Origin of the sequence: Saccharopolyspora sp. NPDC000359, assembly GCF_040300525.1 — a bacterium.
GTDB lineage: Bacteria > Actinomycetota > Actinomycetes > Mycobacteriales > Pseudonocardiaceae > Saccharopolyspora.
Map to the genome: position 1 here is coordinate 75611 of NZ_JBEPDU010000002.1, position 11924 is coordinate 87534.

Here is an 11924-nt window from a genome sequence, read left to right on the forward strand (position 1 = left end):
CTGCTACTCCCAGGCTGAGTGATCCGAGCGACCGCGATCAGGGCCTTTCGTCACCGAACACCAGGGGTGCGCCACCCGTGGCCGTGGCCGGAACACCTGGTGCTCCCGCTGGTCACATGCCGCAGTCGGGCGCGGACCAGGTGCTGCCCCCGCTGGCGACGTGCACGTGGTCGTCGTGCCCGGGGAAGCCCGGGCCGAGGATCTCGCTCAACCCGTGCTCGCGCGCCTGCAAGGCCAGCGCGCAGAAGCCCTGCGAGCCCGCCCCCAGGTCCGCGGCATCCCCGTAAAGGTGGCGGCTGTTGGGCGCTCCGCCCACCGAGTCGTTGCAGGACACGCTGCGGAAACCGCCGTTGACCACGATCGGCGCGTCACCCATCGCGTGGCGCATGGCCTGCAGCTTCCACATGACCACCAGCGCGTTGGCCTTCGCCTCGTCGGCCGGGACCTTGCCGCCGGACCAGTCGGAGTTGCAGTTGTTGAGCTCGGCGTAGTCGAAGTTGGCCGGACTGCAGTCATCGTCCTGCAGCTCGTAGATCTTGCTGAAGGTGTCCGCATCCGCGACACCATCGGCGCCGAGACCGTAGGCCTCCTGGAACCGGGCGACCGCGTCCCTGGTGGCGGGCCCGTACTGGCCGTCGATCGCGAGCTTCCCGCCACTGCCGGGATAACCGGACACCCTGATCTGCAGGTTCGTCACATCCGCGCCAGCATCACCCTCGCTGAGGGTGCGCTCCCACGTGTAACAACCATCGCCTGCCGACGTGGCCGGAACGGGATCCGCGACCGCCACCGGCACGACGAAAGGAGCAACCGCACCAGCAACCAGGGCAACGGCCCCACCGGCTAATCGACTTCTCATGGAAGACACCTCTCACCACTGGAGATCCATTCGCAGCGCGAGATGCTCCCAGACCGCACAACCCAACCGCCCACCTTGTCCGGAAATGTCCAATCCAGTCCGAGCGCTGGTCGACCGAGAACCCAGCGCCGGGGCGATCGGCGGTCACCTCACCCCCCGCGCCGGTCAGGGAGCAGGCGAATGGCGAGCACGGTCCCATCCGGGCGGACCGAAACCGGACCGCCCCACGAGTGGTCCCAGGAATCGTTGGGCCAGGAGGTGCGCCGCGCGTAGGTCTCGCGGCGGTACTGCTCCACCTGACCACGCACCAGGAGGGCCAGCAGGTGCTTCTCCACGCCGGAGAAGGCTTCCACCCGGGTCCTGTTGAGCCGGAAGACGTGGTCCGTCCCGAAGAAGGGCATGCCGAGGAGCGTGTGGTCGGCATCCTGCACGCTCCCAGCAGCTGCGTGCGCGAAGCCGGTGAAGCGCTGATTCCCCTGCCGTTTGGTCAGGTACTGGGCGGTCGCTTCGCCGTCTCCGGCGAAGGCCGTCACGCCAGCAGCGCCCGTGCGCGCGAGCACTCGTCCGAACCATTCGTACTGGTCCGGTGTGACGTGGAATCCAGTGACCCGGGTCGGGCTCCCGCCGCCCTCGGCGGGTACTTCGATCCCGGGGAAGAAGTTCTCCTCGGAGAATCCGAGGTCCAGCGAGGCACCCCCGGTGCCAGGCGCGCCCAGTCGGCCGCCGCGCCCGTCGGCGCGGAGTGCGTGGATGGTGACGTGGTCGTCCGTAGGTAGCTCGGTGCTGAAGATCAGCGCCGGGGTTTCGTTCCACGGCCCGATGTGCACTGCTTCGGCGTGGACTGATGCGGAGGCGAGTTGGGTGTGGGAGTACGCGGCGTTGCTGTGGTTCCCCTTGCAGGCGATCGGGATCGCCACGGAGGGTTCGCCCGGCTTCCACAGTTCGGCGAAGAACTGCGGGCGGTAGGTACCGCGCGCGCTCCAGCCAGCAAGCAGTGCCGTGTCCGCGGGCACGAACGAGACGGCGCGGTCCGGGTAACGGCGCGCCAAGACCTGCTGGGCCACAGCCAGGGCGAAGCCAGTGCCGAGCTCGCCGGACTGGAGTGTCTTGTAGTGCTTGGCCGTCTCCTTGCCCTCAGCGGACAACCTCATGGCGGAACTGGTGTCGCTGGTCAGCGCCTGGCTGTACTTCAGCGCACCCCAGTGCTCGGCGAACCCACGCGCGGCTCCCTGCCTCGCCAACGCGATGGCCCGGCCGAGCGCGTGCAGCACGGCCCACGGGGTCAGCGAGATGGACTGCTCAGCCCGAGGGACGGCCTGGAGTTCGGGCTTGCGCCGCAAGGGGCTGTCCCTGTTCTTCGGTTCCTTCTCGGCTTGCTCCGCCGCACGCTTCTCGTCGTCCTTCGCCGCCACGAGGTTGACGGCGCGGACCAGTTCGGAATTCGAGCGGAGGAAGACGTGCGAGCTCCGGGCGAGATCGTCCAACACCTCATCTACCGACTTCAACACCAGCCCCCTACGGGTCACGAGACGGGCACCAGGACCTTCGTGATCGACACCGCCTCGCAACGCTACGGATTTGATCACCCGTCCGCTTCCGCACAACGAGTGATCTGCAGACGCACGCACCAAGCCAACCTGCGGCTGGTAGAGGAGCGGGAAGACGGGGTGCTTGGGGCCATCTCAACGCCTTGCACCGTGATGTCCCGAGTCTCCGTCCGCATCGGCGGTGGTTCTGGTATCGAGGAAAACCGTGCGGAAGCAAGTGACGAGTGGTGGTGGGGGGTCGTTGTCGACCACTGACGAGGAGTTCCAACCCAGCGCAGCATCCGCCTTTCGCGGCTGATCTCGATGGGTTGTGACGCAGTGTCCTACCCCCAGCTCAGCGACGCCATCGACGCACTCGGCCCGAGCCAGCCGGGTTCCGGGATTCAGAAAGCGGCCAGCGGGACCGACCTCCACGAGGACCGGAAGACCGCACGCGGACCGGCCAACGGCCGTGGTCCACTCGAATTCGAGGACGCGTGACAGAGGCCGCGCGGAAGATCCAGGCGCCTCACACAGCGCGGGACTCCGGCTTGCACGACCAGGCGAGCACGCCGCGCTCGGGCACAGACCTGGCGCGGGGCCGAACGCGAAGAAGCCGCCGCTGCCCCGCAGCGGCGGCTTCGTGCTCGCTCAGTCCAGGCTCGGGTCGAGCGAGTTGATCCAGAGCTCGACCTGGCCGTCCGCGTGCTGCACGAAAGAGCAGATGTCCCAACGGCCCTGGGCCTTGCCGTCCTCGCACGCCCGCATGGCCGAGCTCAGCGACGGGTACACCCCAGCGAACACCCCGTCGGTCGCCATGGCCGGTACGCTGAAGGACAGCATGCCTGCGACCACGGCCGCGCCCACGATCACCTTGCGAATCACTCCGCTCAACCCCTTCCTCTCCTGCAGGTAGGCCTGCGGGAGGAGCCTACGGCCACAAGCGGGAACCGCCACGGCTCGACCAGCACCCGTGCCCGAACGCACCCAACATCTTTCCCGCTGGCGCAGTGCGAACCCCACCAAACGCTGCGGCCAGGTTCCCGAAACCACCGACAGCGGAGCGCAATCCGGCCAGGCCCCTCCGGCAGGACTTCCAGGTTCCCGCGATGTCGGAACCCCTCGGACCGCTCGAAAGACCTGTGTCGAGCGAGGACCCGAGCATGGTGGAGCCGCCGCTGCAACTCGCAGCGGCGGCTCCACGCCGACTCAGCTCGGCAGGTTCGGGTTCTGCGCAGTGCCACCCGGAGTCGGCTTCTCGAACTTCTTGATCCAGAGCTCGACCTGGCCGTCCCTGCGGAACTTGAACGTGCAGATGTCCCAACGCCCCTGCGTCACACCGTCGGAACACGCCTGCCTCGCCGCGCCCTCCGACGGGTACACCCCGGCGAACACGCCGTCAGACGCCATGGCCGGAGCGCTGAAGGCCAGCGTGCCTACGACCACGGCCGCGCCCACCAGAACCTTGCGAATCACGCCACTTCTCCCCTCGTCCTTCACAGGTGAACCTGCGCGAGAAAGCCTAAGCCGCCGAAAGGAAACCCCACCGCTCAACCGATCACCTATGCCCGAACGCACCCAAGGTTCTTCCCGCTGACGCAGCGCTGAACGCGATGCAAGGGGAAACAGGCGAGCCCATCACACCTATCAGCAGATGCGAGTCGGACTGAGCGGGCCGACATGCGACGGCAGATCGACTTCGCGAGCGCCACCGGCAGGGCCTCACCTAAGAGCTGCGCCCGTCCCGCAGCGACTGCAAAGCGGGCATCGCAGCAACTTGGTCCGCGCTGAGGCCATCCCAGTCGAGCCCGGCGGGCCGCCGTGGTGGTGAGCAGGTGATCACCTCATCGGGGGTGAGAATCAGGTCCACACTGAAGTCGTGACGGGTTTCCGGGATGTCGTCATCGACCACTTGGAGGGAATGCACAGTGGTGACGATGGTGGTGCCGGGACCGATCAGCCCGGCCTGCGCCAGGAGAGCGACTTCGATGTCGGCATAGCCCGCGCCCTTGCCCAGCCGCACGCCGTCGCGGTTGACCGCGACGCTGCCGCACACGATCAAGTCGACTGGTCGCAGCTCGCCCAAGCCGATGTTGCGAGCGATGGACGCCGCGATGCAACTGGACGCCGCTTCCTCCGGAGCAACCACCAGCTCGGCGGGGTCCAGGAGGTAGAACGGTTGCGGCTGCGCCAGTTTCGGCACGGCCATGTACACCAGCTTGCCCGCGCGCAAAGCGCGCGCACGGACTGGGAGCTGGGCCTTGTCCGGCACTGCCTTGACCACGGCGGCGTCCTGCCAGACCTGCAGCTCCGCGAGCCGGGCAGCCGCGACGTCGGCGCCGATGAAGTTGGGGATTCGGCCGTGCGCGCTGCCGGGCCCGTCGAGAGCGCTGTGGCTTTCAAGCAGGTCCCACACCTGATTTCGGATGGTGTCCTTGCGCACGTCCACCTCGGTCCTGGTCACCGTGCCGCTCCTCGTCACGCCGTGGCCATCAGGATCAGCAACTGATCGTATACACCTCGCGGAGGAACTGGGTCGCGGAGACAGCACGCAAGACCTTGACGCGACATTCGCAGTAGTACCAGCAATTATTAGCATCACACTCGCCCCTCGCCACCACGTCGGCGCCTGAGGTCGTCCCCGCGCGCCACGTGGCAGGCACCCACGGTCCGCAAGCCGACGTGGTGATCATCAGAGGGACCATGCCGATCTTTCTACCGATCAGCACCGAGGCCCTCGAACGCCGGATCACGTCGGCACCGACATCGAGCGCGAAGCAGTGCTGCGGGTACGAGCGGATGGCTCGTCTTGTAGCGTTCGCATCGGCGACGCCCGAGGCGTAGGTTGTTTCCGGATACCAGGACCAAGCGCCTCTGAGAAGCGCGTGGTGTTGATGCCTAGAGAGGTTCGTGAGCAACTCCACAGCCGGGATTGTTCTTCGCTTCCGCCTCCCACTGGGAGCACCCTGACCTGGCTGGGTGTTTTGATCCGGAGCCTCGGCGAGCGGCACTGGCACTGGGGTGGGGTTCGTTGTTGGCACCCCAACGAACCCTGCTGGGCGTCGATGCGCATCCCGTTGTCGAGGTCGACGCCCAGGCGCACGCCCCGAGGAAGCGCAACGACCAGCCACCGCTATTGGATCACGATGCTCTCGCCATGTGGGAATGGCCGGAAGCCGGGCCTGTTCGGGCGCCTGAAGTAGTCAAAGTCGTAGGAGTGCTGAGCAGAGGGCGGTCGTGGCGTCGCGCCTTGTCCGGCGCTGCGCGACTTCGGAAGTTCTTCAGCACAGCCGTGCTGGTCGACTCCCCCACCGGGGTCGATGAATCAGAATGCTTGCTCGAGTGCAAGCTCTGGGGGGCTTCGTCGAGCTCGATGCCGCCGGTGAGGTCCGAGTTGTGGAGCCCGCCGAACGAGGACGGGCTCCACAAGCACGGCGCAGCACCATGGACCGCTGGATCGAGGAGCTGCTCTATCGAGACCTCATCGAGGCTGGTGCATTGGACCGACCGGCTTGTCCTGCGGGCTGGGCCTCCCCACGGCACGCCACGCCTTCAAGAACGCTGGCGTCGACCAGTCCCGGTACGGCCGACCTGACACGAGTCCGGCGATCTCCTCGTGGTGGCACGCCGCGCTGCTGCAGTGCTAGATCCAGCTGTTGCGCCGGTCAGCTGAGGTCAGCCCCGGCCTGAACAGTCCTTCCTTGACGTCGAGCAGCCGTTGGAACGAGTGGCGGAACGCGGCATCGGTCCGCTTCCCGTGGTTCTCGATCAGGGCGAAGTGACCAAGCCCCCGCCCGTTGCACGTGTCGCACTCGCACTGCCAATAGTTCGCCTGATCCGGCGCGTTCACCCGGTCGACCGCCTCCTGGCCCAGCCGGGTAGAGATGCCTGAGCGCAGGTGTGGTACCGACGGCGGCACCCAATGACCCGAAGCACAGCTCCTAACGCCGAGACATCGCTGCGCAGTAGCAAGATCGGGGTGCCGAGCGAAAGCAGCCTGAGCAGTCCCCGCAGGGCCGACTGCGCCCCGAGCGGGTCGTTCGGGTGCTGCAGGACGAGCGCGACCGGAACAACGAGTCGGCTCTCCTAGGATGCGGCGCCGCCGCTGTCATCTCCCCTCGGCGAACGGGAGGGCTTCGGCCCGGCCGGGGGCCTGGCCTAGTCCCGGATCGTCAGTGCCGGGCGTCGCCGGTGGGTTCCACCGTCGTTTCGGTTGCGATGAACCAGTCGATGGTGTCGAGGAAGTGCTTCTCGTGCTCGCGGAGCGGTTCGGCCTGTGGGGACGCGAAGGCGGTGCGCACGTCGTCGATGCTGTCGAAGTGCAGTTCGGCCATGCCGTCGTAGGGCCAGGGTTTGCGGTGCTCGATGGCCGGGCTCTGTCGGTAGGCGCGCAGGCCCGGCAGCTGCCAGACGAGTGCGGGGTGCTCCTGCTGCCAGTGGGCGAGGAAGTCCTCCCTCGACAGTCCAGGTCGTGCCTTCAGCATCGCCACGATCTTGACGGGCATCGCTGGATCCCTCCTCCTACCAGCCGACGAGTCGGCGCAGGTTGCTCTTGACGATCTTCCCGCTGGGGTTGACGGGCATGGCGCCCGGTTCGAGGAACACGAAGCGCTTCGGGACCTTGTAACCGGCGAGGGACCGGCGCAGGTGGTCGCGGAGCTCGTGCTCCGTCGTGCTCCGCCCGGGGCGCAGCGCCACCACGGCTCGGACCTCCTCGTCCCACTCGGTGCTGGCGACCCCGAGCACCCCGCACTCCATGACGGCCGGGTGGCTGTAGAGGACCTGCTCGATCTCCGAGGCGTAGACGTTCTCGCCGCCCGACTTGATCAGGTCCTTCGCGCGGTCGCGAAAGTAGAAGTAGCCCTGCTCGTCCTGGGTCACCAGGTCACCGGTGTGCAACCACCCGTCGCGCAGGGCCGCTGCCGTGGCCTCGGCGTTGTCGTAGTAGCCGAGCATCACCGCCGGGCCGCGCACCACGATCTCGCCGAGCACCCCGTGCTCGACCGGCTCCCCGGTCACCACGTCGACCACGCGGGCCTCGGCCATGGAGTACTCCTGGCCGATGGAACCGTCGAGTTCGGGGCGCATGATGTCGCGGTCGAGCAGCCGGGTCACCATCGGTCCGGCCTCGGTGAGCCCGTAGCGGAAGTACATGCGCACCTGCGGGGTCAGCTCCCGCACGGCCTGCTTGTCCGGCATCCGCAGCAGGCCTCCCCCGCTGTGGAGTTGGCGGAGGTGCTGCTGGAACCCCGCGGTTTCGAAGGTGCCAGCCTGCAGCAGGCGGCGCAGCATGTTGGGGATCATGAACGACGTGGTGATCCGCTCGCGCTCGACGAGGTCGCCGATCTGCTGCTCGTCGAAGCGGTGCAGCATCACGTTGGTGCCGCCGCTCATGTAGTGCGGGGCGAACACGCACAGCAGCGCGGCCGAGTGGAACATCGGCGTCACGTTGAGGCCGACGTTCTCCGCGGCGCTGGCGATCCCGACGTCGAGCCGCTCGTTGAGCGAGTTCGCGATGCCGGAGCGGTGGGCCAGCACAACGCCTTTCGAGGAACCCGTGGTCCCGCCGGTGAACAACACGCACATCGGGTCGTCCGGACCGACGCCGGGATCGACCGCCTGCCCCGGCGTGGCCGCGAGGGATTCGAACTCGGGGCCCTGCCGGACGACGCTGAGCGAGGGATCGAGGTCTCCGGTCGCCTGGGCGGCGTCCAGGGCGTCCTCGAACCGGGACTCCACGAGGACGGTGCGGGCGCCGGTGGCGGCGATGCCCCGCGCCAGCTCGGCGGTGGCCCAGCGCCAGTTGTACATCACCGCCACGGCACCGGCGGCGATGACGCCGAGGAACGCTTCGCCGCAGAAGACCGAGTTGCCCGCCAGGATCCCGACGTGGTCGCCGCGCTTGATGCCGGACGCCCGCAGACCGCGGGCGATGCCCTCGGCGCGGGCGCTGAGCTCACGATGGGTCAACCGGCTCGTGTCGTCGACCAACGCGTCCCGAGCGGGGTGCCTGCGGGCGTTGAGGCGCACACAGTCGGCAAGCGTCCACATCGTTGTCCCCTTCGCATGCTCCGAGCTTGCCGGAGAGCCTAGGAAACGAATGCACGTTTGTCCATCTCATCTCCTTGTATTCCCAGCAAGTCGCGCTAACATACGGTCGCTCGTTCGTTTTTGTTCGCGTATCCAGGAGTGCTGATGACCGACCACCAGGACAGCCCCACGACCAGCACCGAGGACGTGCACGGCGAACTCGGGCGCCGGTTGGCGCAGGCCCGGCTCGGCGGTTCGGAGAAGAACCGCGCGAAGGTCCTCGACTCCGGCAAGCTGCTCGTCCGGCAACGCCTGGAGCTGCTGTTCGACGACGGCTGGTCGTTCGAGGACGGCCTGCTCGCCCGCTACGACGAGGGCCTGCCCGGTGACGCGGTGGTCACCTGCATCGGCAGGGTCGACGGGCGTGACGTGGCGGTGATCGCCAACGACTTCACCGTCAAGGCCGGGACCTGGGGCAAGCGGACGTTCGAGAAGATCACCCGCACCCAGGAGATCGCCGACGAGACCGGCATCCCGCTGGTGTACCTGTTCGACTCCGCGGGCGCCCGGATCGACGAGCAGTTCGAGAGCTACGCCGGTCGGCGCGCCTGGGGCAACATTTTCTACAACCAGGTGCAGATCTCCGGCCGCGTCCCCCAGGTGTGCGCGTTGTTCGGCCCCTCCCCCGCCGGGTCGGCCTACGTCCCCGCCCTGTGCGACTTCACCATCATGGTGCGCGGCCACGCCACGGCCTACCTCGGCTCGCCCCGCCTGGCCGAGATGGTCACCGGGGAGCAGGTGACGCTGGAGGAGATGGGCGGCGCCGAGATGCACTGCCGCACCTCCGGGCTCGGCGACTGCCTCGTCGAGGACGACGCGGAGGCCATCGCGGCGATCCGCGTGTGGTTGTCGTTCCTGCCGTCGAACTGGGCGGAGAAGCCGCCGGTGGCCCCGGCCGCCGAACCCGCGTCGGCGCGCACCGTCCAGGAGGTCGTGCCGGAGCGGGAGTCCGAGGTCTACGACGTCCACGAGCTCATCGACGCCCTCGTCGACGAGGACTCGTTCCTGCCCTACAAGGACCTCTTCGCCCCCGAGCTGGTCACCGGATACGCCCGGATCGAGGGCTGCAGCGTCGGCTTGGTCGCCAACCAGCCGATGCAGCGCGGCGGCGTGCTGTTCCCGGACTCCTCCGACAAGGCCGCCCGGTTCATCTGGACCTGCAACGCCTACAACATCCCGATCGTGTTCCTGGTCGACATCGCCGGTTACATGATCGGCTCGGAGGTGGAGCGGCAGGGCATCATCCGCCACGGCGCCAAGATGCTCTTCGCCGTCGCCGAGAGCCGCGTGCCGCGCATCGCCGTGCTCGTGCGCAAGGCCTACGGCGGTGGGTACCTCGCCATGTCCGGTGCGCCGATGAAACCCGACGCCGTCCTCGCGCTGCCGACCGCCAAACCAGCGCTGATGGGCCCGGACGCCGCCGTCAACGGTGTCCACTACAACCGCATCCAGGCCATCGGGGACCCCGAGGAGCGCAAGCGCTTCGTGGCCGAGAAGCAGGCCGAGTACGCCGCGGGCATCGACGTGTTCAAGATCGCCAACGAGAACGCCGTCGAGGCCGTCGTCCCGGCGAACGAGCTCCGCGCCGAACTGCACCGCCGCCTGTCCGTCTACCGGCGCCGCAGCACCCCGCCCGCCGCCCGTCGCCAGGCCGTCACCCCGGTCTGAGCTCTGCTTCGAGGAGGGAAGCGCATGGCCTCCAGTTCGCTCTTCGAGCCGGTCGACCTGGGAGCGCTGCGGCTGCGCAACCGGTTCGTGATGGCTCCCATGACCCGCAGCCGCGCTCATCGCGACGGGACGCTGCCGACATCAGCGCCGACCTACTACGCCCAACGCGCCACGGCCGGGCTGATCGTCTCCGAGGGGGTGTGCGTGTCCCCGGTGGCGGTCGGCAACCCGAGGGTCCCGGGGATCTGGACCAACGACCAGACGGCGTCCTGGGCGGAGGTCGCATCCGCCGTGCACGCCGCCGGTGGGACGATGGTCGCCCAGCTCTGGCACACCGGCCGCGCCTCGCACCCTTCGCTGCAGCCCGGTGGGCAGCCCCAGGTCGCTCCGTCGGCGATCAGGATCGACGGCTTCACCTACGCCCGCGGCGGGCGAACCCCGCACGTGACGCCGCGGGCGCTGGAGGCCCTGGAGATCCCGGTCATCGTCGCGCAGTACCGGCACGCCGCCCGCAACGCGATCGCGGCGGGCTTGGACGGCGTGGAGATCCACGCGGCCAACGGCTACCTCATCGACCAGTTCCTCCAGGACAACGCCAACACCCGCACCGACGCCCACGGCGGCTGCGTGGAGAACCGCGCGCGGCTGCTCTCCGAGGTCGTGACCGAGGTCAGCGCCGAGGTCGGCGCGGACCGGGTGGGGGTCCGCATCTCCCCGGCCAGTACCTTCCAGGACATGGCCGACTCCGACCCCGCCGCGCTGTTCGGGCACGTGCTCGACCTGCTCAGCGGAGCCGGGCTGGCGTACCTGCACCTCGTCGAGCCCGGCATCGACGGTTCGCAGGACCTCACCGGTGGTCGGGACGCGGCGCGCCGCGCACTCGGATCGGCCTGGGCGCGCGAGCGCTACCGGGGCAAGATCGTCGCCGCGGGCGGTTACGACGCCGCCACCGCGGAGGCCGCGGTGGCCAGCGGGCGCGTCGACGCCGTCGGGTTCGGACGGCCCTACATCGCCAACCCCGACCTGCCGCACCGCGTCGCAGCCGGGGCACCGCTGGCCGAGTCCGACCGCGCCACCTACTACGGCGGGGGCGACGTCGGCTACACCGACTACCCCACGCTCGGGGAGATCACCGGCGGCTAGCGCGGTGTCAGCTGGCGGTCGCGGCGGTGGCCGCCGGCGACACCCCGACCTGGCGCAGGATCATCTCGGTGTAGGTCCGGACGATCGCTTCGAGGGACATCCCGCCGCGCGGCTTGTACCAGGACGCCACGTGGGTCCCGATCGCCACGATCGCGTAGGTCTGCAGCCGGGCGTCGACGACCTCGGCCTCGCCCTGCTCCGCGAGGCCCTCGATGACGCCGCGAATGAGCTTCTCGTACTGGTCGCGCTTGGCGACCACCCGCCGGCGCTCCTTGGCGGGCAGCGCGCGCAGCTCGGAGTTGCCGATGAACACCTCGCGGGCCCGCTGGGCGTGGAACCGGATGTGGGTGTCCACGCAGGCGCGCAGGGCGGCGACCGGGTCGTCCTCGTGCTCGCGCAGCGCGCTGCGCAGGGCGGCCAGCAGGTCGTCCATGATGCCGATCATGATCGAGCTGAGCAGCTCGTCCTTGCCGCTGATGTGGTTGTACAGGCTGCCGACCCGGATCCCGACCTTGGCCGCCACCTCGCGCAGCGAGGTCGCCTCGTAGCCGTGCTCGTAGAAGAGCTCGACAGCGGCCTCACGGATGGCGTCGGACGTGCGAACGCCGTTCGTGGGGCGGGGCATGCGGTGCTCCGAT

11 protein-coding genes are annotated in these 11924 nt (G+C 68.6%); 2 read left to right on the plus strand and 9 right to left on the minus strand.

All coding sequences use genetic code 11. The features are described from left to right. Nucleotides 1-112: 112 nt before the first annotated feature. From ABT324_RS02390 to ABT324_RS02425, 8 genes are all read right to left on the minus strand, one after another. Entirely contained in the window at nt 113-859 is a 747-nt protein-coding gene (locus ABT324_RS02390) for a D-Ala-D-Ala carboxypeptidase family metallohydrolase (RefSeq protein ID WP_351170300.1), read from the minus strand. A 149-nt stretch (nt 860-1008) separates the two neighbouring features. Continuing rightward, nucleotides 1009-2367, minus strand: coding sequence for a hypothetical protein (locus tag ABT324_RS02395; RefSeq protein WP_351170303.1), 1359 nt, complete (start codon nt 2365-2367; stop codon nt 1009-1011). Nucleotides 2368-3036: 669 nt separating this feature from the next. Continuing rightward, complete coding sequence (locus tag ABT324_RS02400) at nt 3037-3279, minus strand: hypothetical protein (protein ID WP_351170306.1); 243 nt, start codon at nt 3277-3279, stop codon at nt 3037-3039. 315 nt (nt 3280-3594) lie between these two features. Further along, on the minus strand, nt 3595-3861 hold the full coding sequence (locus ABT324_RS02405) for a hypothetical protein (protein ID WP_351170309.1): 267 nt from the start codon (nt 3859-3861) through the stop codon (nt 3595-3597). A 250-nt stretch (nt 3862-4111) separates the two neighbouring features. Further along, nucleotides 4112-4849: a 5-formyltetrahydrofolate cyclo-ligase gene (locus tag ABT324_RS02410; RefSeq protein ID WP_351170312.1), complete on the minus strand. Its 738-nt coding sequence runs from the start codon at nt 4847-4849 to the stop codon at nt 4112-4114. Nucleotides 4850-6028: 1179 nt separating this feature from the next. Further along, complete coding sequence (locus tag ABT324_RS02415) at nt 6029-6235, minus strand: hypothetical protein (RefSeq protein ID WP_351170315.1); 207 nt, start codon at nt 6233-6235, stop codon at nt 6029-6031. A 322-nt stretch (nt 6236-6557) separates the two neighbouring features. After that, nucleotides 6558-6890 (minus strand): EthD family reductase, encoded by a 333-nt coding sequence (locus ABT324_RS02420; RefSeq protein WP_351170318.1) that lies wholly within the window; start codon nt 6888-6890, stop codon nt 6558-6560. Nucleotides 6891-6906: 16 nt separating this feature from the next. Next, entirely contained in the window at nt 6907-8436 is a 1530-nt protein-coding gene (locus tag ABT324_RS02425) for a class I adenylate-forming enzyme family protein (protein WP_351170321.1), read from the minus strand. Nucleotides 8437-8580: 144 nt separating this feature from the next. Here ABT324_RS02425 and ABT324_RS02430 point away from each other — a divergent pair, with 144 nt between their 5' ends. Both ABT324_RS02430 and ABT324_RS02435 read left to right on the plus strand, forming a co-directional pair. Beyond that, on the plus strand, nt 8581-10143 hold the full coding sequence (locus ABT324_RS02430) for an acyl-CoA carboxylase subunit beta (protein WP_351170324.1): 1563 nt from the start codon (nt 8581-8583) through the stop codon (nt 10141-10143). Between the two features lie 24 nt (nt 10144-10167). Then, complete coding sequence (locus ABT324_RS02435; RefSeq protein ID WP_351170327.1) at nt 10168-11286, plus strand: alkene reductase; 1119 nt, start codon at nt 10168-10170, stop codon at nt 11284-11286. 7 nt (nt 11287-11293) lie between these two features. On the opposite strand, the gene ABT324_RS02440 is transcribed toward ABT324_RS02435, so the two are convergent. After that, complete coding sequence (locus ABT324_RS02440) at nt 11294-11911, minus strand: TetR-type transcription factor C-terminal domain-containing protein (RefSeq protein ID WP_351170330.1); 618 nt, start codon at nt 11909-11911, stop codon at nt 11294-11296. Between the last annotated feature and the right edge of the window lie 13 nt (nt 11912-11924).